The 21,095-nt window shown below is 51.3% G+C and carries 19 protein-coding genes and 1 pseudogene; 5 read left to right on the top strand and 15 right to left on the bottom strand.

The genetic code is table 11. From position 1 onward, the window contains the following. The first annotated feature begins 110 nt into the window (after positions 1-110). Entirely contained in the window at positions 111-302 is a 192-nt protein-coding gene (locus C7B82_RS07670) for a hypothetical protein (protein ID WP_106255710.1), read from the top strand. Between the two features lie 351 nt (positions 303-653). Here the strand turns inward: C7B82_RS07670 and C7B82_RS07665 are convergent, their stop codons facing one another. Beyond that, the gene (locus C7B82_RS07665; RefSeq protein WP_106255709.1) at positions 654-845 is read right to left on the bottom strand and encodes a hypothetical protein; all 192 of its coding nucleotides are present in this window, start codon (positions 843-845) and stop codon (positions 654-656) included. A 161-nt stretch (positions 846-1,006) separates the two neighbouring features. Next, positions 1,007-1,822 carry a phosphate ABC transporter ATP-binding protein PstB gene (pstB, locus tag C7B82_RS07660; RefSeq protein WP_106255708.1) on the bottom strand — a complete coding sequence of 272 codons (816 nt, stop codon included), beginning with the start codon at positions 1,820-1,822 and terminating at the stop codon, positions 1,007-1,009. Positions 1,823-2,460: 638 nt separating this feature from the next. Between pstB and C7B82_RS35050 the strand changes: the two genes are divergently transcribed. After that, the gene (locus C7B82_RS35050; RefSeq protein ID WP_422632151.1) at positions 2,461-2,709 is read left to right on the top strand and encodes a DUF1830 domain-containing protein; all 249 of its coding nucleotides are present in this window, start codon (positions 2,461-2,463) and stop codon (positions 2,707-2,709) included. Positions 2,710-2,857: 148 nt separating this feature from the next. Here the strand turns inward: C7B82_RS35050 and gcvP are convergent, their stop codons facing one another. From gcvP to C7B82_RS07620, 7 genes are all read right to left on the bottom strand, one after another. After that, positions 2,858-5,842 carry an aminomethyl-transferring glycine dehydrogenase gene (gene gcvP, locus C7B82_RS07650; RefSeq protein WP_106255713.1) on the bottom strand — a complete coding sequence of 995 codons (2,985 nt, stop codon included), beginning with the start codon at positions 5,840-5,842 and terminating at the stop codon, positions 2,858-2,860. 139 nt (positions 5,843-5,981) lie between these two features. Further along, positions 5,982-6,836 (bottom strand): KPN_02809 family neutral zinc metallopeptidase, encoded by an 855-nt coding sequence (gene ypfJ, locus C7B82_RS07645; RefSeq protein WP_106255706.1) that lies wholly within the window; start codon positions 6,834-6,836, stop codon positions 5,982-5,984. A gap of 914 nt (positions 6,837-7,750) precedes the next feature. Next, the gene (locus C7B82_RS07640) at positions 7,751-9,610 is read right to left on the bottom strand and encodes an NAD+ synthase (protein WP_106255705.1); all 1,860 of its coding nucleotides are present in this window, start codon (positions 9,608-9,610) and stop codon (positions 7,751-7,753) included. Between the two features lie 3 nt (positions 9,611-9,613). Continuing rightward, the gene (locus tag C7B82_RS07635; RefSeq protein WP_281258938.1) at positions 9,614-10,384 is read right to left on the bottom strand and encodes an NYN domain-containing protein; all 771 of its coding nucleotides are present in this window, start codon (positions 10,382-10,384) and stop codon (positions 9,614-9,616) included. Between the two features lie 135 nt (positions 10,385-10,519). Continuing rightward, entirely contained in the window at positions 10,520-11,266 is a 747-nt protein-coding gene (locus C7B82_RS07630; protein ID WP_106255703.1) for an NUDIX hydrolase, read from the bottom strand. Then, entirely contained in the window at positions 11,227-11,826 is a 600-nt protein-coding gene (locus C7B82_RS07625; protein WP_106255702.1) for a nicotinate-nucleotide adenylyltransferase, read from the bottom strand. The genes C7B82_RS07630 and C7B82_RS07625 overlap by 40 nt, the downstream gene beginning before the upstream one ends. Before the next feature lie 70 nt (positions 11,827-11,896). Further along, positions 11,897-13,480, bottom strand: coding sequence for a nicotinate phosphoribosyltransferase (locus C7B82_RS07620; protein ID WP_339375173.1), 1,584 nt, complete (start codon positions 13,478-13,480; stop codon positions 11,897-11,899). Between the two features lie 820 nt (positions 13,481-14,300). On the opposite strand from C7B82_RS07620, the gene C7B82_RS07615 reads away from it, so the two are divergent. Continuing rightward, positions 14,301-14,450 carry an isochorismate synthase gene (locus C7B82_RS07615; protein WP_181357391.1) on the top strand — a complete coding sequence of 50 codons (150 nt, stop codon included), beginning with the start codon at positions 14,301-14,303 and terminating at the stop codon, positions 14,448-14,450. A 178-nt stretch (positions 14,451-14,628) separates the two neighbouring features. On the opposite strand, the gene pgeF is transcribed toward C7B82_RS07615, so the two are convergent. Continuing rightward, positions 14,629-15,411: a peptidoglycan editing factor PgeF gene (pgeF, locus tag C7B82_RS07610; protein ID WP_339375172.1), complete on the bottom strand. Its 783-nt coding sequence runs from the start codon at positions 15,409-15,411 to the stop codon at positions 14,629-14,631. 250 nt (positions 15,412-15,661) lie between these two features. Here pgeF and C7B82_RS34190 point away from each other — a divergent pair, with 250 nt between their 5' ends. After that, a complete protein-coding gene (locus C7B82_RS34190) occupies positions 15,662-16,753 on the top strand; it encodes a M23 family metallopeptidase (RefSeq protein ID WP_106255700.1) in 1,092 nt (363 codons plus the stop codon). 121 nt (positions 16,754-16,874) lie between these two features. On the opposite strand, the gene C7B82_RS07600 is transcribed toward C7B82_RS34190, so the two are convergent. Beyond that, positions 16,875-17,300 carry a response regulator gene (locus tag C7B82_RS07600; protein WP_106255699.1) on the bottom strand — a complete coding sequence of 142 codons (426 nt, stop codon included), beginning with the start codon at positions 17,298-17,300 and terminating at the stop codon, positions 16,875-16,877. A gap of 410 nt (positions 17,301-17,710) precedes the next feature. Next, positions 17,711-17,881 (bottom strand): annotated as a pseudogene (locus tag C7B82_RS07595) (IS110-like element ISMae40 family transposase); the annotation flags it as partial. Between the two features lie 179 nt (positions 17,882-18,060). On the opposite strand from C7B82_RS07595, the gene C7B82_RS07590 reads away from it, so the two are divergent. Next, on the top strand, positions 18,061-19,986 hold the full coding sequence (locus C7B82_RS07590) for a S9 family peptidase (protein ID WP_106255698.1): 1,926 nt from the start codon (positions 18,061-18,063) through the stop codon (positions 19,984-19,986). 32 nt (positions 19,987-20,018) lie between these two features. Here C7B82_RS07590 and C7B82_RS07585 read toward each other — a convergent pair whose 3' ends face one another. The 3 genes from C7B82_RS07585 to C7B82_RS07580 form a co-directional block, all read right to left on the bottom strand. After that, positions 20,019-20,198 (bottom strand): hypothetical protein, encoded by a 180-nt coding sequence (locus C7B82_RS07585; RefSeq protein WP_106255697.1) that lies wholly within the window; start codon positions 20,196-20,198, stop codon positions 20,019-20,021. Beyond that, positions 20,195-20,344 (bottom strand): hypothetical protein, encoded by a 150-nt coding sequence (locus tag C7B82_RS32035; protein ID WP_181357390.1) that lies wholly within the window; start codon positions 20,342-20,344, stop codon positions 20,195-20,197. The genes C7B82_RS07585 and C7B82_RS32035 overlap by 4 nt, the downstream gene beginning before the upstream one ends. Positions 20,345-20,710: 366 nt before the next feature. Then, on the bottom strand, positions 20,711-21,095 hold a 385-nt coding region (locus C7B82_RS07580), incomplete at its 5' end, for a transposase (RefSeq protein ID WP_219904124.1).

Genomic DNA, 21,095 nt, shown 5'->3' with positions numbered 1-21,095 from the left:
GGCGACTCGTTCATCGACCAAGTGGCGCAAGCCATGGTGCTGAAATCTGAGTCCGTCAGCCCACGCTAATCACATACCAGGCTGGGGCACACCGCGCCAAACGCTTGCAGATGCCGACCAACATCATCTTGCTGTTTCAGCCATCGCACTCCCCAGAAACCAATCCCATTGAGCGTGTGTGGCAGCATTTCAAATTAGGGTTGCGCTGGCAGTTGCCGAAGAACCTCGATGCGTTGCGGTTGTTGATGCGAGCGCGGTTAGAAGCGATGACTAAGGAAGTAATTGCTTCCATTGTAGGATAGCACTCTATTTTAGAGGCACTATCTGTAGCCGGTCTTTAGAGAATTGGTATTAGGGGGCGAGTGCGTAAGTCCTATACTGATTGAATCAGCAAAGTAGCAATTTGCTTTCTCCTTTTGCCTGTTTGCTTTCTCCTTTCAGTAATTTCTGCAAACAAACAGGCTTTTTGCTGTCTCAAACTGCGGTTTGCTTTCTCCTTTCAGTAGATCACGCATTCATTTTGGTATTTTCCGCAAGCAAACAGGCTTTTTGCTGTCTCAAACTGCGGTTTGCTGACTCCTTTCAGTAGATCGCGCATTCCTGACCCATTATCACCCTGTCTCAAACGCGATCGACCATTTGCCGAAACTCACTCAGGTTGATCCATTCAGAACTTTCTTAACGTGAAGCATATTAACCCGAAGCGGTGAATCGCCAACATCCAGTTCTGAACAGCCTTCCTTCACTACCAGTACAAATAGTAATGGCAGCGTCACTAGCACCACGAATGGCAAGACAGCCGCTGCGACAACAGCAAAAATAAATTCGGAACGATTTTGCGCCATTTCAGCGTTTAGTCGATTTGTTAAGAATCAAGAACCTCGCTCGGGACAAGGGTTTCAAGAGCCTGAAATTTTGAATTTATAATTGCTGTGAACTTGCTGCATCTCACACTCGCTTCCGGCATGAGCGTAAGGCTCAGTTCCTTTAAAGATCAGATGTTTCCTTAACCAAAACGACCTTGTACATATTGTCGAGTCGTTTCCTGCTGAGGATGATGAAAAATCACATCAGTGTCGTCGTACTCCACTAATTCGCCCGTACGGCTCCCCTCTTGCATAATATTGAAAAAGGCTGCCCTGTCAGAGACACGTGCAGCTTGTTGTAGGTTGTGAGTCACAATCACGATCGTGTGCTGCTGCTTCAGATCTTCCAGTAACGCTTCAATCTGCCTGGTTGCCAGTGGATCAAGAGCAGAGCAGGGTTCATCCATCAAAATTACCTCTGGCTTTGCTGCTAGGGCCCTGGCAATACACAACCGCTGCTGTTGACCGCCAGAGAGATCGAGAGCGCTTTCGTGGAGTCGATCTTTAACTTCATCCCACAAATAGGCTCGTCGTAACGCTTGCTCAACTTGCTCATCCAGGATTGCCTGAAAACGCTGATTCCGAGGACTAAAGGCGACATTAGCAAAGATTGATTTGGGAAAAGGATTGGGCTTTTGGAAGACCATGCCAACGCTCGCTCGGAGTGCGATCGGATCAATCTCCGGCTGATAGACATTGGTATTGTGAAACAGCACCTGTCCTTGTAGTCGCGTACCTGCAATGAGTTCATTCATACGATTGAAGCATCGTAGCAACGTACTTTTGCCACAACCGGAGGGACCAATCAAGGCTGTGATGGTGTTTTTGTAAACGGGAAGGTTAACATTACGCAGAGCCAGAAACTTGCCATAGTAGAGTGCTTCTACCTGGGCGTGCAGAATGATTTCGGTTTTGTTGATAGAGGTCGCTGTAGGTGATAAAGAATCGACAATCATAACCCTCTCTTAATTAATTCAACGAGACAAGATGTAGTCATTACACACTGATGATTCCTCCCCACCTAAAATTTAAAAAGGATGTGACGAACGTGTGAGGGTGCCCAAGTGGATTTACTTTGGCCACTTCGGAGCAGTTGTGGATTGGCGACTTTGCCAATGCCACTTTCCAAACAACGATCGAGCAACAAAAAGTGTGAATCGACATAAACCAGTCTTCGAATCAGTTTCAGCCGAACTTGCTTCGATCGACCACTGAAGTATGACAGTCTTTGCCCGATGCAACCTCCACCTTTTGAAGGTTTTAGTAAAACGTATACCAGTCACAGTCAATTCAAACATTTACTGCAACATTGACGCTTTTACAGATGTCAACGGACATTGTTAAAACTAAATTCTGCACCTAGATTAATGTGATGATCTTGCAATACTCTGTCGTCATCTGAAAATATTCAAGCATCACTTCAATCGTAAAAACTTGATGCGTATTGATACAACTCATGCAACTCAAACATGTGCATAGACATTATTTCAAACATTCTTATGCCATGCTGCTCGAGTCAGAGATTAGGTTCATTCATCTAAAACACTTAATTTAGATACAAAAAAGATGACTTACTTACGTCCCCTTTTAGCAACTGAATCTCCTGAAGAAGCTAACCATAATCTCTGCTATTACATCAATAGATACGAGTCATGTCCAGGTCATCCGAGCCATGAGCGGAGTAATATGCCATTTTGAACGGGGCGTCTTCTCAGGAGAAGGTATTTTGTTTGAAGCAGCACCAGAATTTTATCTGGAAATATACTCACCTCTGATTAATGGCACACGATCGAGCAAAATTCATTGCAAATTATTACACATCAATAATGGTGAGAGTAATTAATTAAGACCTAGAATGGTCTATAGCTATACTACGTTTACCCGGCGCACGAACGCCCTGCCCTCCGTCCTCATAGGCCTGTTGCAGTCATTTGTGGTGAAGCAACGGTTAGGTTAAGTTGCGCAGTAGTCGTGTCAAGAGGCCAGTCGCTCTAGCTCTCGTAAGCAGCCAGCGGCGGGCAAGTGCAAAACAGATGACGATCGCCATACGCTTGATCAATCCGTCCGACCGCTGCCCAAAATTTGTTGTCACATGTCCATGCTGTGGGATAAGCGGCTTGCTGGCGTGAATAAGGGCGATCCCAATCGTCAGACATCAGTGCTGCAGCCGTGTGTGGTGCATGCTTGAGCAGATTGTTTTGACGATCGACCGTACCGTCTTCAATTGCCTGAATCTCGGCGCGAATGGCAATCATGGCATCACAGAAGCGATCGAGCTCTTGCTTTGACTCGCTCTCGGTAGGTTCGACCATGATGGTTCCTGCAACGGGCCACGACACCGTAGGGGGATGGAAGCCATAGTCAATAAGCCGTTTGGCGATATCATCCACTTCAATCTCAGCGGTTTTTTTAAACTGACGCAAGTCCAGAATGCATTCATGTGCGACCAGACCTTGCTTTCCCTTATAAAGCACTGGGTAGTGACCTTCTAGCCGTTTCGCAATGTAGTTGGCATTGAGAATGGCCACCTGTGTGGCTTTGGTCAGACCTTCGGCACCCATCAGCGCAATGTAAACCCAAGAAATGGGCAGAATGCTAGGGCTGCCCCACGGTGCGGCTGACACAGCACCAATGCCCTGTTTTCCACCCACTGGAACGATCGGGTGTCGGGGCAGAAAGGGGACTAGATGGGCTGCAACACCGATCGGCCCCATACCAGGCCCGCCGCCACCATGAGGAATGCAAAAGGTTTTGTGTAAATTGAGGTGGCAAACATCGGCTCCAAAATCACCGGGACGACACAACCCAACTTGCGCGTTCAGGTTGGCACCATCCATATACACCTGTCCACCGTAGGCATGAACACTCTCGCAAATCTCCTGAATCGCTTCTTCAAAAACGCCGTGGGTAGATGGATACGTGACCATCAACGCAGCCAGGTTGTCTTGATGCTGCTCTGCTTTTGACTGGAGATCCGCGACATCGATATTGCCGTCGCGATCGCAGGCAATGGGCACCACTTTCATGCCAGCCATGACCGCACTGGCAGGATTGGTACCGTGAGCCGATTGGGGAATCAGGCACAGATTGCGGTGTCCTTCGCCACGCTGCTCGTGGTACTGACGAATCACCAGCAGCCCGGTATATTCGCCCTGAGAGCCTGCATTCGGTTGGAGTGAAATACCAGCAAACCCCGTAATCTCTGCCAGCCAGTGCTCTAGCTGGTCAAAGAGCGTCTGGTAACCCTGAGTCTGGTCAAGCGGCGCAAAGGGATGAATCTGCCCGAATTCTGCCCAGGTAATGGGTAGCATCTCAGTTGTGGCGTTGAGCTTCATCGTGCAGGAGCCAAGGGGAATCATTGCTGTTGTCAGCGACAGATCTTTAGACTCCAGGCGATGCAGGTAGCGCAGCAGTTCCGTCTCTGAGTGATAGCGGTTGAAGACAGGATGCGTCAGATAGCGGGTAGAGCGCAGCAGGGTCGATGGAATGAGCGGACGAGAAGTGGCAGTAAGCAAATCTTCGGGGGTAAAGTGGGTGACTTCTGCACCCGCAAAAACCTGGAAGAGCGCCAGTAGGTCATCGGAGGAAACGGTTTCGTCCAGCGTAATAGTGAACGTATGGGTATCAAGCTGCCGCAGGTTAATTTGGTGGGAATGTGCTCGCCGCCTAATTTCGGCTGCTTTCCCATCAGGAACGGTCACTCGTAAGGTATCAAAGAACGGCTCGGGGCTGGGAGCGTAGCCCAAGCGACGTAACCCCTCTGCCAGAATCATTGTGAGACGATGGACGCGATCGCCAATCTGCCGCAGTCCTTCAGGCCCGTGATACACCGCATACATACTGGCAATAATTGCCAATAGCACCTGTGCAGTACAAATGTTACTGGTCGCACTGTCTCGCCGAATATGCTGTTCACGCGTTTGCAGGGCAAGACGCAATGCCGGTGCACCATGCACATCCTTAGAAACACCGACCAGGCGACCCGGCAGTTGGCGCTTGAAGGCATCCTTCGTGGCGAAGTAAGCCGCATGCGGCCCGCCGTACCCCAACGGCACGCCAAAGCGCTGGGTGTTACCGATCGCAATGTCGGCGCCAAATTCTCCCGGTGGCACCAGCAGGGTGAGACTCAACAAATCGGCCGCGACGGTAACCAGGGCTCCCGCCGCATGGGCGCGAGCGCAAAAGTCCCGATAGTCATAAAGTGCACCATCGGTGGCTGGATATTGCAACAGCACCCCAAACACCGCCTGGTCAAACTGAAACGTGCGGTGATCGCCCACAATCACCTCAATCCCTAGCGGTCTGGCACGAGTTTGCACTACCGCGATCGTTTGAGGATGGCAGGCGTCAGACACCCAAAAGGCATTGGCTTTCGTCTTGCTCAACCCATAACTCATGGACATGGCTTCTGCTGCTGCTGTTGCCTCATCCAGTAGCGAGGCATTGGCAATTTCCAGTCCTGTCAGGTCAGTTACCATTGTTTGAAAATTGAGCAGTGCCTCCAGTCGTCCCTGGGCAATTTCAGGTTGATAGGGGGTGTATTGGGTATACCAACCAGGATTCTCTAGAATATTGCGCTGGATGACGGGTGGCGTAATGCAGTTGGTATAGCCCATACCAATAAAAGAGCGGAAGACATGGTTCTCTTGAGCCATTTCTTTCAGCTCTGCCAGTAGCTCGTATTCTGCTTTGCCCGATTCCAGCCGCAGGGGTCTCCGCAACCGAATCCCGCGTGGAATGGTAGCGTCAATGAACGCTTCAAGACTGTCGAACCCGATCGCCGATAGCATTTGGTCGATGTCTGGCTCACGTGGCCCAATATGTCGATCGGCAAAAACATCCGTGTAGGCCAGAGGGTTAAAGCTTGAGAAGCGAGACGGATAGACGGTCGATCCACGAACCGTTTTCGGCTCAGCCCCCTTGCCCTCCGGTTTGCTTTCACTGGCGCTGGCTTGGGACGAAGAAGGCTCTAGCATAACGGCTTTACGTTGGGACGTGATTGGAAACAAAGGGAGAACCCGATCGCGAGTGCAGGTAGCGAGTGCCACCCACACCAGCGATGGGCTATCTTCATATTCTGCAACATTTCGGCGGAAAGCGTCTTGTGGTCAATGGCTAGCTGGCACCAAACGTATCACACTGCTTCAGGCTGCCCGACTTTAAACCACGAGTAAACCATGAAACCCGCTGCTCCGATGACCCATGTGTAAAGGCTTCTGGTACAACGTAGCCGCTTGACTGTTTTTGCAAATAGTCATCACCAATCTGGGTCGCGGTATTCATGGCCGCTTTCACATCTTGCCCATTGATTAAATTGCGCTCAGCGGTGTAGTGCCCCCAAATGCCCGCCAAACAGTCAGCCTGGAGCTCAAGACGAACAGAGAGATTGTTGGCTGTTGACTTATCTGAACGCGCTTGCAGTTGCCGCACTTTGGTTGAAATGCCCAGTTCATTCTGCACGTGATGCCCCACCTCATGCGCGATCGCGTAAGCGCGTGCAAAGTCCGCATCCGCTCCAGCTGTTGCCTGAATTTGCTTAAAGAAGCTCATATCTAGATACACTTTGTCATCACCAGGGCAGTAGAAAGGCCCGGCTGCCGCTTTTGCAAACCCGCAGGCTGAATCAACACTATTACTGAACAGACGAAGCTTTGGTGGTTGGTAGGTGGCGTTGAGTTGTTGCTTGAAAACGCGACTCCAGGTGTCTTCTGTATCGCCCAAAACCGCTTTCACAAAGTCTGAATCTCGATCCTGGATCGGTTGCCCCTGTCGTTGGGGGGCTGGGGCAACCTCACTACCACCTTGCATTAAACTCAAGATTTCTAAGGGGTTGACCCCGAAAAGCAGACCAGCGATTACAGCAATGATAATGCCACCAATACTGGCACCGCCCACACCTCCAGGTACACCACCAGACCCACCTCGACTGTCTTCCACATTGTTACTGCGGCGCATGTCGCTCCATTTCATAGCATCTTCCCCGTGTTATGTGTTGCTAAGGCGGTACGTGGGCTGTCCTATCTGGTTCAAATGCTACCAGAACCTCACAATAAACAAAATAACTTTAGGGCTGAGGTGGATCAGGAGGCCGCAAATTGAAAAGACCCTCACTCTTCACTCTCTCGGTATTGCCGAGATCAAAACAAATCTTTCACAATAGATCTAGACGAGCGATCGGCGATCGCAACGCCGTCGCAGCGCTCTAATGAGGCTCTACATCTACTACAGCAAAGCATTACAGCGAGATGGCACGGAGGTATTCGCGTGAAGTGGCAATTATTAGGATTAGGACTCAGCTTCACCGTCAGTATGGCCTCACCTGTTTTGGCAGTCGCACCCGCTCCGGTCGATGCCAATGACAATGTGGCATGGTCGAAAGTGGTCGAAAATCCCTTTGACGGCAAAATTGTTTACGATCGCAACTATAAATCTGGGTTTGTGTTTGTCAGCAGTTGGGCAAAGAGTGGTATTGGCGTGACCTACAATCGCATCGGGTCAAGGCTGATCGGTTATGACGCGGGGTTTGGACATTCTGGTTTTGGTCTCTCTGGTTTTGGTCTCTCTGGCTTTGAGCACTACAGGCGAGGCTTTGGCTTGGGTTTGGGGCTGTTCTCTGATGCCGACCCGGTCTACCGCTACTACATTATTGAAAATGTGCCCGACTCGATCAGTCTTGCGATCGCTGGCAAGATTTACACCTACACCAGCGGCCCCGTCTCGCCAGAATTAGCCACTGCCCTGGCTTCGGCACCACCAGGAAATATTGCAATTCGGCTGCTCTGGAACGACGGTAGAACGAAGGATACGGAAATTGGCAAAGAGACGGTCAAAGCCTGGAAGACCATTTTTCAGCCATCGTCTTACGACGATCGCTTGATGTCCTATCAAACGGGCTCAGATGACGTACTGGGCAGCCATCGACTGGCGATCGGCATGCGCCAGCCTGTCCCAAAGGCGCGATCGGTCACTTTCAGTACAGGGGGAGCTTGTCGCCGCTTAAACTCAGCGCGTGTCACCAATTTCACAATTTTGTTGACGATTTGAGGGGCGTAACCTGCTGCAACAATTTCATCAGGCGTTTGATGACCATTAATCAACCGCGCCAGAATAGCGTCCAGTGTGTCGTAGTCAGGTAGCGAATCCTGATCGACTTGACCAGGCTTGAGTTCGGCACTGGGAGGCTTGGTGAGAATGTTGGGGGGAATGAGTTCAGGTAAGGCTAAAGGATGAAGGCTAAAGGATAAGTCCGGATTGAGATTTAGCCTTTCATCTTTAGCCGTTAGCCTTTCATTGAGCCAGCGACACAGAGAGTAGACGCGAGTTTTCGGGACATCGGCGATCGCAGCTAAGCCACCGTTCATGTCGCCATAGAGTGTGCAATAGCCGACTGCCATTTCGGATTTGTTGCCGGTGGAAAGCAATAGATGCCCAAATTTGTTTGAGATGGCCATCAGCAGGTTGCCACGAATGCGGGACTGAATATTCTCTTCTGCTAGCCCAAATTCGGTGCCTGCAAACAGATGTGCAAACGTATGGTCATAAGCTTGCATCAGGTCGCCGATGGGTAAGGTTTCTGTGTGGATGCCTAAATTCTCAGCCAGTGCCAGCGCATCTTTGATGGAATGGTCGGAACTGTAGGTGGAAGGCATCAGCACGCCCAAAACATTATCACTACCGAGCGCTGCGGTGGCGATCGCGGCAACCAATGCTGAGTCGATCCCACCACTCAAACCTATGATAGCTTTCGAGAAACCACACTTCTGAGCGTAGTCCCGTACGCCTAAAACCAGTGCACCCCAGAGTTCAGCCTCTTCACTCTCTGGCGGTACGGCGATCGAGCTGGGTTGCAAGTCACCATCATGGAACTCCAGCAATAGCAGATCGGTTTCAAAGGTGCGCGCACGGCAGACGAGTTCGCCCTGACGGTTAAAAGCCACACTGCAGCCATCAAAAAGCAGGTCATCGTTGCCACCCACCTGATTCGCGTAGATCACAGGTTGGTGAAAGCGAGTGGCACTATGCTTGAGCATCGCTTCGCGCACCCGTTGCTTGCCCACCGTGTAGGGAGACGCTGAGAGGTTAATAGTGAGATCAACACCCTCCTGCGCCAGATCAGCGATCGGATTCACGGTATAGCTGCGTTTGCCCCAAAATTCTTCATCGTTCCAGAGATCTTCGCAGATGGTGACGCCGATGCGGAGGGAGGGGGTGAAGGGGTGAGGGGGTGAGGAGAGCGTTGAGTTTGGAGTCGCTTCTGATGCCTGACCGCTGACCGCTGACCGCTGACTGTTGACCGCTAATTGCTCCTCCTCAAGCTCCAGCACAAAATGGTTTGCCTCCTTTCCTGGCTCAAAGTAGCGGTCTTCGTCAAACACATCGTAGGTGGGTAGAAGACGCTTGTGGAATATTTTTTGGATTTTGCCGTTTTTCAGGAGTGCCATGCTGTTGAAGAGGGGTTTGCCGCCTTGCAGGAGAGCCTTTGGATTCACCTCTACAGTGCCAACCAGAACAATGAGCGATCGCGGCAGGTCTTGAGCCAACTGCTCCAATGTGGTTGCCATTGAGGCGACAAAACCAGGATGTATCAGCAAATCACGGGGTGGATAGCCACAGAGCGAAAGTTCGGGTGTCAGTAATAAGCGTGCGCCCTGCTCAGCGGCTTGTTGTGCGGCTGCCAAAATCTTTTGGGCGTTACCTGTCAGATCGCCGATAGTTGGATTGAGTTGTGCGATCGCAATTTTCATACGTTAAGACTTGAATTTAATGTGTATTTGTTTGGCAGCAGGGTTTTTATCATGAGGAATCTCTTTGACCTCAAATAAGTCAGTTGCTCGGATCAAACTCCCCAGCTTTTCATAACCGTAATTGCGTTGGTCAAACGAGGGTGAAATCTTAGTTAGTTGTGCCCCAAAGGGACCGAGATTTGCCCAACCATCTTCTTCAGCGATCGCTTTATAGGCATCTTTCAGCAAACCCACTAATTCTCGATCGCGCTTGAGCTTTTGGCTATCTAACGCTTCTGGTTTTTGGCTTGAACTATCTTTAATTAAACTTTTAGGGTCTTTCTCAACGGGGCTATCAGCCGAGTTGCTTGAAGCCAACTCTTTTGGTTGTCCTAGAATTTCAGTGTAGATAAATTTATCGCAGGCACTAATAAAGGCTAACGGTGTTTTCTTTTCACCAAAGCCGTATACAACCAAGCCAGACTCTCGAATACGGCTGGCAAGTCTAGTGAAATCACTATCGCTTGAGACGATGCAAAACCCGTCAAAGTTGTGTGTATACAGTAAATCCATTGCATCAATAATCAAGGCGCTATCCGTGGCATTTTTGCCTGTCGTATAACGGAATTGTTGCATGGGCTGAATGGCAAACTTGTTGAGCTTGTCTTTCCACTTACCAAGCTGTGTATTCGTCCAATCGCCATAAATGCGCTTAACGTGAGAGGTGCCGTATTTAGCGATTTCTTTAAGCAACGCTTCAATTAAATCAGCATTCGCATTGTCTGCATCAATCAATACAGCCAGTCGATCGGACTTAAATTGCACTTCTCTACTCATAATTGTAACTTTGAGAAACTCTATTACTCTGTAGCATTCAGAAGTTCCAATCTTTCTGCAATCGATCTAACAACCAACAACCAAAACTAACGATTAAATAAAAACTAGAGGCTTATCTTTCAAGGGTGCAAAGGCTTCAGCATCAAAGCGATAAAGGCTTGCAGGTCTGCCAGCGCCTCTAGAGGCTTTGACACCTGTATCGGAGAGAAAGCCCATCTTTAAGAGGCGCGATCGAAAGTTAGAATAATCGGAAAAATTTTCGCCTAAAACGGTTGTATAAAGCTGATAAAGATCGCTCAGTGTAAACAGTTCGGGCAGGACTTCAAACGCAACCGGGCTATATTCCAGCTTGTTTCGCAGACGACGATGGCCATACTCCAACACTTCATTGTGGTCAAAGGCTAGTTGAGGTACCTGGTCGAGCGGATACCAGGCAATACCGCTCACACCATCGGCAATGAGTTCTGCTTCGGCGAACCGCACAAGGGCAAAGTAACTCACCGACAGATAGCGGATGGCGTAGCTGTCCATTGATTCGCGGGGGTCGCGATCGGGGCCACCAAACGTATAGAGTTGCTCCAGGTAAAGGTTACGGGCGCGAATTTTTTCGGCAAGGATGCGGTAAGCGGCATCTTCCAGCGATTCACCGCGACGCACCAGGGTTCCAGGGAAACTCCACTGTCCTAAGAAGGGGTCTTCCTGCCGCATCACCAGGAGCACCAGCAGCCGATTTTGCGCTGTATCAACGGAAAAAATCACGTTATCTACGCCAACTTTGAAGTCTGCGAGGGCGCGATCGTTTACCGAATGGGCTGCTTTTCTTTGGAGGCGTTCTGGCATGAGTATAAGTGTTCCCGGTGGATATAAGCTTCGATGGGAGGCGTTAAGGCATCGGTATCTCCATGCTCACGATACGCTGTGGAGGACGTATCAGGACCAGTCAGATCGGCGATCGCCAGTCTCGCGCCCCTTCGCCTCAATTCTGCCAGAGCCATTTCATTTGGCACGAATCCTGGTCGTGGAATAACGAGTAAATTCACTCGTTCTAGCAGCCTTTCACTTTGGTGCCAGTTGGGCAGTTGATACACCAAATCAGACCCAACGACTAAGGTGAAGACCGCATCAGTCCACTGGGTTTCGGCAACTTCCAAGGTATGAATGGTACGGGGCTTGCTGAGTTCTGGATAGAGATGCAGATTATGGCGCGGTGGATTGATGTCGTCAATCAATAGTTGCAGCATTGTCATCCGATGGATGAGCGGCGTTTGATGTGACTTGAAAGGGTTGTCTGCTGCCCACACAGCAACGCGATCGAAGTGCTGAGACAACCAAACTAAAATTGCTTGATGTCCTGCGGTTGGTGGATCGGCGCTGGTGCCAAAAAGAGCAATGTTGAGCATGGGTGGGCTAGTTGTTGGTTATTAGTGGTTAGAGAGGGGTTCTGTAGGGACGCTACATGTAACGTCCTGTCTAGAACATCACTTGGCTGTTCTGTCGTCTCTGTTGAGTTTTGGCGATGAGGTTGAGGAGTGCAGTGGATGGTTCGACTGAAATTGAGAGGGGATCGTGGATTTGGCGTGCTGTGGCGGGGAGAGTGGCCACTGAATGAGCGGTGCGCTGAGCGATCGTCTCCAGCGTTTCCGGTGCGTACAGTTGCTGTCCTTGTTTCATCACTAATTGCATGAGCGCCTGTTCGCCTGTAAAGGTGTCGGGTGGACGTTCTACGGACTCCTGCCCGCTGACTGCTGCCCGCTGACTGCTGCTTGCCGACTGCTCACTTTCTGCCATCAACCCCAGACAATCGCTCACCACCTGTCCCTCCTCATAGCAACGGAAGATTTGCTTGCGTCCTGGATAGCTGACTTTGCCGGTGGCTTCTTTCATGACGGGAATCCCATCAATTTCTACCAGTTTATAAACACCGTTTACGGGTGCGCCTGTCACTAATTGCGTACCGAGCCCATAACCATCAATGCAGGCTCCAGTCGCCTTGAGCTGGGTAATTTTGTATTCATCTAAATCGCCGCTGGCAAAAATGGGCACATCCGGCAAGAGTTGGCGCACTTGTTGAGACAAGACTGCTAGATCGCCAGAGTCGATACGAACGCCTGCTAATTCTGTTTTGTGTTGCTGCAACTTGTCGGCAAGGTGTTTGGCGGCGGCGATCGTGTCATAGGTGTCAATCAGCAGCGGCGCGCCTGGAAAGTAGCGATGAAAAGCGGTAAATGCCTGCGCCTCGGTGCCTTCGGTGGCTGACAACGCCATCACGAGGGAATGCGCCATTGTGCCGACGGGTTTGCGTCCCAGCTTCAGCGCTGCCAGCACATTAGAGGTCGCATCCAACCCCGCTGCCAGAGCTGCACGCGCTGCCCATAAAGAGGCTTGAGGGCTGAAGGCTCGTCGCGTACCAAATTCAAATAAGGTTGCCTGCGCTCCTGCTACGTCTCGCAGACGAGCCGCACGCGTAGCAATCAATGTCTGGTAATTGAGGGTATTCAGTAAGTACGTTTCAACGATTTGTGCCTGCCAGAGGGGTGCTTCAACGCGTAGCAATGGCTCATTCGCAAAGACGATCGTGCCTTCAGGTACGGCCCATACGTCGCCCTCAAAGCGAGCTTCTGCCAGCAATGACCAGAAGCGATCGGGGGCGTGAGTAAAAATACCACTGGCCTGGAGCGCTTCGATCTGCGCGGCATCGAACGAAAAGTGCTCCAGATAAGTCAATGCTTGTTCCAGACCCATCGCAACCAGATAACCAAAGTTGTCCGGCAACCGTCGGGTAAAGAGCTCAAAGCTAGCACGTCGCTGATCGAGCCCTTCACCGACATAGCAAGCTGCCATCGTGAGTTGGTAGAGGTCAGTGAGAAGGCTGGAGTCCTGTGCTGCATACATAAGTTGCCCATCTATGAGCGGCTTGGAGGACGATAGCGGTTCAGTAGTAGAGCTTACGGTTTGCTGAGCCACGATCGGCGACAGTGATTGAACGGACGATCGTGACGCCTTGACGGGATCTGAACTCATAAGCGGTGGCTGCGCGGCAATGGAAGTACTCATCGATCGACTCACTGTTGTATGCTTCTAATTATAGTTAAAAAAACCAAAACTAGAGACGTGTTAAGAAAGTTAAATGCCTTGATTATTCTTGACTGACGAGTGAAAGGGCGTAAGAGCGTCAAAGGCAAAGGCATCTCCACCATTTCTAGCTTCTCGGCTTATGGTAGAAATCATTAAAATTAATCAGTTTTTCTAATCTTTACCTACCGCCGACACGTCTTGCCACAGTCTTGCTATGGACAATGAGCGATCGGCGATCGGCTACATTCGACTGAGCGGTTGATACCAATAGGACTTACGCTGCCCCCAATCCTGAGAGGACCGAGCAGGATTGGAGTCTAGGGAGCGGATTTTGGCAGCTTTTGCGTCAGTCGTGACCAAATATAAATTGCGATCGTGGCAGCAACCTATAGAGGCATGCGTCATAGGTTAACAGTAAAAGCGAATCCCTTTGCTGAACTCACCTCCACGACTGACCGTAAAAACTGTTTCGGTCGTATGACTTCATCTCCTGCTGAAAGGCGTTTGAACAGTAGAGAAAGGCTCTAAAAAGGTTGCCGACGCCTGACCGCTGACCGCTGACCGCTGACCGCTCAAGATTGGGTCTTGCTAACAGAGGCTTTAGGGTCGCTAGATTGATGACCGTGCAGGAGTAGCAAAAGTCTGCCCAAACAGCCAAACCCGACTTTAAACAATTGATGCGAAAATCAAGCATCGCTCGCTATAAAGGCATAATTGAGGTGCCAAGATACACAGTGTCGAACCGAGGATTTGCTGCTGCTAGGTTTGCATTAAAACACTTGTCTTTGAGGTAACAATAATGTCTATTCTTAAGCAACTTGATAGGGTTGTTCAGTATTTTTCAGGCGCGTTTGTACGCATTTTTGGCCCCAGCGATGATTCCTATCCAGAGACAGGCGTACAGCCGTTTGAAGGAACGCCTAACAAGAAGGCTAAATCATCTGATTAAGCTAGCCAGTGGGTAGCTATAGTGACGATCGCAACGAGTTTATAAAAGTTGCTTGCTCAAGCCGTTAGCGAGTTGCATTTGTGTACTTTTGATGTTCTAACGTATGCAACGTTGTCGAAGCTTACTGATGTCTAGGCTTCGACAACGTTTTAGTCACCACACAACTCATGTTTCACTCTTAAGCTCTTTTTGCCTGGCTGACAATGCCAGACCATTGAGCTTTTTTCTCGCGACTACGGCGATACGAAAAAAAATGATCAGGGGTTTGATACGTACAGTAAGGTGCGATCGCCGTTTGTTCAGGATGAAGACCCAATTGTTCTAGCTGCAAGGCATTGATACGTCGTACATCCAAACGTGTCCGTCCTGGCTCTGGATCATCCAACAGTGGGGAATTTGGTAATTGGCGTAAAGCCTCTAGCAAGGTCGCTGGATCGTCACCAGGCGTAACGACAGTAGACCCGACTTCAGCGGCAACGTGCTCGGAGACTTGATAGACCTCACCCGCGATCGCGGGCCCCATAGCAACCCGCAGGTCTTGTAATTGGCTTCCCTGCGCCTGCATACGGGCGATCGCCTGAGGTACGATTTTGAGCGCCGTCCCTCGCCAGCCTGCGTGTACAGCCGCAACTTGGCCGGTAACGGCATCGGCAATCAGAACAGGCGTACAATCCGCGCTACAAGCCCAGACGGCCTGATCGGTCTGCTCAGTCACGAGCCCATCAGCTGGAGGGTAATCTTTGTCGGCGGTTTGCTCTACTTCAGACGGCGCTAAAACGGTGTTGCCGTGAACTTGCTTCACACGGTACGCCTGTGCGCTGGGCTGTAAAACATGAGTCAAATCAGCGGGCGATCGCTGCCAAAACTGCTGGGTAAAAAAGCCGTGTGGCCACGGCTCCAAAAGGCTACAGGTTAGATAGGGCAGTTCGTTCCAGGTACGCCAATGCCAGGTATGCAGCATAAAGAGATAAAGAGAAAGAGTGCGGTGAGAGGCTTCTGACGTTTTCTTGCTAGAACCGGCTTTTAAATGCCAGGTACAATAGGCTGAGCTATAAACTGTTGCTAAACTCTAGGCGTTGGCTTGCATCTTTAAATTCTAAAATTTCTAGTCAGGTGCAGCTAGACTTGCTGTAGTTCTAGCCTAAAATCCAGCCAGTGACATAATGCCTGTTGCTGGAACTAAACGGCCTACTTCTACGACTAGAGTGCCAATGCTTACCCGATCGCCCTTTCAGGAACTGTCAATGACGCCTAAACTACCCCCAACGTCGCTCGATCGTCGCCACTACGCCCTGCTAGCCTGTGGACTGAGTTGTGTTGGAGTGAGTCTATTCAGTAGCACCATGACGCTGGCTCAAGGGGCAACGGATGGCGGGACCTCCCTGGTAGAAGCTAGCCCTGCGATGACCGCGCCTTCGGTAACAGCACCAAGCTCAGACGCAACTATGCCGCTCTTGGCGACACCAACGCCAGCAGCACCAGAGCGCATAATCGTACAACCACAAACCGAATTACCCAGAAGCGCGCAGCCCAACTCGACAAATTCCCGCCCCGAAAGTGTTGGCTACGATGCACCCACTTCGATCGTGCTGACAGAACGGTCAACGGGATGCCGTGCGGTCTTGCAGAGCAGTCAACTGCTAGACGGAAGCCCGTGCGCGTTAGACAGCCGCCGGAATGCATCCCAAGCCTCGATCGCGGCAGGGGGACTGCCAACCGTTAGAGTCGGTTCCTTCAATAGTAGTGCGACAGCATTGGCTACGAGCACTTCTCCTAACTGGCAAGCGTACTATAAGCTTACGGCACGCCCCTCTGGACGGTTAGGCAATGGCAACATCAGACTGATTTTCCCGCTCTCGATTCCGGCGCCGATCTCTTCCCTTTTTGGTTGGCGAGTGCATCCTGTTACAGGGACACAACGGTTTCATTCCGGCACTGATTTAGCAGCACCACTGGGCACACCCGTTTTAGCAGCCTACGCTGGCAAAGTGGCGATCGCTGACTTTTTGGGCGGTTATGGTCTTGCTGTCGCTGTGGATCACAACAAAGGCACCCAAGAAACCATCTATGCCCATCTTTCTGAAATCTTCGTCAAGCCTGGGGAATGGGTCAAGCAGGGTATGGTCATCGGTCGAGTTGGCAGCACAGGGCTCTCTACCGGGCCTCACCTCCACTTTGAATTCCGCCAACTGACTCCTGAAGGCTGGGTCGCTATGGATGCAGGGGCACAACTTGAATACGCGTTGGCGCAGCTCATTACGGCCATGCAAGTTGCTCAAGCAAAGGTAGAAACGAAAGGTTAGACGCTAGCTACAGCCAGCAGTTGGGCTGGCGCATCGAAGCTGGCCTATAAGAACGAAGTCTACCGCCGCAGACCAGGTGTATTCAAGGTTCACCAGTACTGGGCGCAACTTGTCTCGTTGTTCATGACGTATGCAGCAACGAAGACGGCAGGTTTAGATGACGCCCGATCGCCGCTGCTAAGGTCTCCATTTCATACGGTTTGCAAACGTAGTCATCACAGCCCGAAGCAAGAGCAAGATCGTGATCGAGCGATCGAGCCATTGCCGTCACTGCAATGATTGGGATCGTCTGCGTTTGAGGATTCTGCTTCAGGCAGCGAGCCACCTCAAACCCGTCCATCGCAGGCAGCATAATATCCAGCAAGATCAAGTCTGGCGTGTAGGTTTCAGCTAGAGAAATAGCTGTCTGCCCATCCTGCGCACTGATCACGGTGCAGTCGAGTAATTGCAGCAGCTGATAGTTAACCAGCAAAAGGTTATCTTCGTCGTCATCAACGACTAGAATTCTGACCTGAGCGCCAGCAGCGGGAAAACGTGGAATGTCCATACTCCTTTCAGCCAAAATGCAGACAGCTGAGCAGTCTCTGAAAAAGGAAGGACGAAGCTCTTCAAGCGGCTAGGCGGCGCTTTCGGTTGCTCATCTTGATTCGGATACCAGGTTGTATATCTGTCAGGCTGTGCATCCCTATGCGTGGACAGTACAACAAGCTAGTAAAGCTGGAGACTCATCTCTAAAATGACATATTCAGGCTAATACTTTACACGAAGTGGCCAGAAAACCAAATTATTCTGAGGCGAGAATAAGCATTTCGTAGGAATTTAGCCTGTATACGGTATTCTCACACCTGATTGACTTAGAACGACTAAGGAACAAGAATTTCATCACTCCGGCATTTCCCGTAGTGACTGTCTTGAAAGTCAAGCAGCAGTGCGGCAAGGATGAGACGGAACAATGGGAGTGGATTCAACCACCACCAAACTCGGCGACAAGGGCCGTAACTGCTCAATCAGCGCTTGGACTTCCCTTTCGTGATGAGGCTGTTGCAAGGTGCCCCCTTGAGGCAGCAAGTCAATATCGAGCACGTCTTTACAGACATCAATGCCGACCCATGTTTTTTCTGAAGTCATCGTTTAGGCTGAGGGTGAGTTGTTTTTGTCCCTTTGACAACTCGTCCTTGCAAATACGAGGTTGAACCTCTAGGGGCGTTTTGCGAAACGTCCCTAGAGCGATGGTTGCCATCACATATCATCCTCAGATTCAGCAACCCCGCTAAATTAACTCAAAACTCAAAAATTTCCTCAAACTCATGGTTGAACCCCGCACGGCATCTTACGGCTCCTGGAAATCTCCCATTACCTCTGACCTCATTGTGGCTGGCACGATCGGCCTGGGAGGTGTGCGACTAGATGGTGAGGTCGTGTACTGGACGGAGCTGCGTCCAACCGAAGCCGGTCGTAATGTCATTGTGCGTCGGACTCCCGATGGCAAAACCACAGACATCACACCCGCACCATTCAACGTCAGGACACGGGTGCATGAGTACGGCGGGGGGGCATACCTTGTGCATCAGGGCACGGTCTATTTTTCAAATTTTGCAGATCAACGGCTCTATCGCCAGGATGCCAACGCTGAACCAGTAGCAATTACGCCCGAAGCTGCCTTACGCTATGCAGATGGAGTGGTTGACGTGCAGCGGCAGCGGTTAATTTGCGTGCGGGAAGACCATACGGGCGAAGGGGAAGCCGTCAATACGATCGCCAGCCTTAGCCTTGATGGCAGCAGAGAGCAACGCGTTCTTGTTTCGGGTAGCGACTTCTACTCCTCACCACGGCTGAGCCCAGATGGTTCCCAACTGGCATGGCTGAGCTGGAATCATCCCAATATGCCCTGGGATGGCACGGAACTCTGGGTGGCAACAGTCACAACAGATGGTTTGGTGGAAACGGCGCAGTGTCTTGCGGGTGGTATCAAGGAATCGGTACTCGAACCGCAGTGGTCGCCGGATGGCGTACTGTATTTTGTAAGCGATCGCTCCGGTTGGTGGAACCTCTACCGCTGGAAGGGTGACATTGAGCCGCTTTGCCCGATGGAAGCCGAATTTGGTTCGCCCCATTGGGTGTTTGGGATCGCGAACTATGCGTTTGCATCAGCGCAGCGTCTGGTTTGTACCTACAGCAAAGAAGGGCTTTCCTATCTCGCCAGTTTCGCTACTCAGACCAAGCAGCTGGAGGTGATTGAAACGCCTTACACCGAAATTGGCGGCATTCACGTTGCGCCTGGACGAGTGCTGTTTAATGCGGGTTCGGCAACAGAACCAGGGGCGATCGTCCAATTAGATTTGGCAACGCACACCATTGAAGTCTTGCAGCGCTCCAGCACGTTGACGATCGAGCCAGGGTATTTGTCTGTCCCGCAAACGATCGCGTTCCCAACCGAACATGGTTTGACGGCATACGGCTTTTTCTATCCACCCAAAAATCAGGACTACACCGCTCCTAGTGATGAGCGTCCACCGCTGTTAGTCAAAAGCCACGGTGGGCCCACGGGCTCGACCTCGACTGTTTTTAACCTCAAAATCCAGTACTGGACCAGTCGTGGGTTTGCCGTGTTGGATGTCAATTATGGTGGTAGTACAGGCTATGGTCGCGCCTATCGTGAACGCCTGAACGGGCAGTGGGGCATTGTGGATGTCGATGATTGTGCGAATGGTGCGACTTATCTGGCAAACTCTGGTGCTGTGGATGGCGATCGTCTTGTCATTGATGGTGGCAGTGCAGGCGGCTATACGACCCTGGCAGCGTTGACGTTTCGCAAGGTCTTTAAAGCGGGTGCGAGTTTCTACGGCGTCAGTGACCTGGCAGCACTCGCACAAGATACTCACAAGTTTGAGTCCCGCTATCTCGATGGCTTGATTGGCCCCTATCCCGAAGCAGAAGCGCTGTATAAAGAGCGATCGCCCCTTTATGCGACCGATCGCCTGTCCTGTCCCGTGATTTTCTTCCAGGGCGACGAAGATCAAGTTGTGCCGCCCAACCAGGCAGAAATGATGGTAAATGCCCTTCGTGCCAAGAAGCTACCCGTTGCCTACGTGCTGTTTGCTGGGGAGCAACACGGGTTTCGTAAAGCCGAGAATATCAAACGCACGCTGGATGGGGAGTTTTACTTCTACTCCAGCGTGTTTGGGTTTGCGATGGCGGATGCGGTGGAACCTGTGGCGATCGATAACCTCTAGAATTAGCGTGAGGCAATGGCAAAGCCACGTCCCTACGAACCGGCCTTTGCCCGCTCGGACACAAATGGCTTCTCGAACAGGAAATGAAAACCATCGCTCGCCAAAAGCACCAGCGGTACGCCGAAAAGCAGCAACCCTAAAAATTTGATAACAGGTGCCTGTATACCGCTCAGCAGTAAGGCGGCGAGACCCAACAGCAGCAGGTGAATCAACTACAAACTATTTCCCGATACAGATGCACCAGCACAACATAAAATGCGGTCAGCCCACGCATACCATCCAGAAACGCTAACCGGATTTTAGGCTGCGATCGCGCCCCTATTTCAGGCTGAGAGTTGAGCACTTCAAAATTTGTCATAGCGAAAATTTTAACTGCTTCTAGTGATGCTCAAACGCCAGCATTTCTCAGACTCGGTGTTTGATTTTAGTGCAATCCCTCAATATCATGAAGTCTAGCCTGTATGCTTCAAGAGACCTTTAGACTTGATCCCAGTGTCATAAGGCTCGTGGATTAATTAATCTGAGGCATTTCCCTTTTGTAGCGATTGTGTTGGGAGTCGAGGGGAATGGAAAAATCGGTTGAGCGCTCAACGCGCGTGACCCAGTGACAGCAGTGGGGGAGCGGTTGAGTCGGACCGTGTCTTGTGCGGCGGCTGGCGGCAGCGGGCGTTGGCCAGGGAGTGTGAGCGCGGGTATGGCATTGAGCCTGACCAGGCGTTGGCGCCTACAGGCAACCAGAGCCACTGGGTTGCGCTTGCCGCTTTGCCAGCAAGGGTTGCTCCAAGTCGCGCCTCACGGGGTTGTGGGGCGTCGCCACGCGGGTTGCCATAGACAAGCCACACCGGACGCGCGTGCGCCCGCCCGAAAGCAGGCGCTTGCCCTTGTGCTGACCACTGTCCCGGTGGCGGGGGGCCACGCCCACCAAACGAGCGCGCTGTGTTGCAGACCGCTTGCCGAGTGTGGGCGGTGCCACCAGACACAAAGTGGCGGTGACTTGGCCGCGGCCCTGCACCGCTGGCAGAAGCTGGGCTGGGCGCTGCCAATCCGCTTGCTGGTGAGCGAGGGCTTGCATCTGCGGCTTCAAGGCGTCCAGACGTGGCGCCAACGCC

Source organism: Stenomitos frigidus ULC18, assembly GCF_003003795.1.
GTDB lineage: Bacteria > Cyanobacteriota > Cyanobacteriia > Leptolyngbyales > Leptolyngbyaceae > Stenomitos > Stenomitos frigidus_A.
This window is presented reverse-complemented; position numbering and strand designations above follow the sequence as displayed.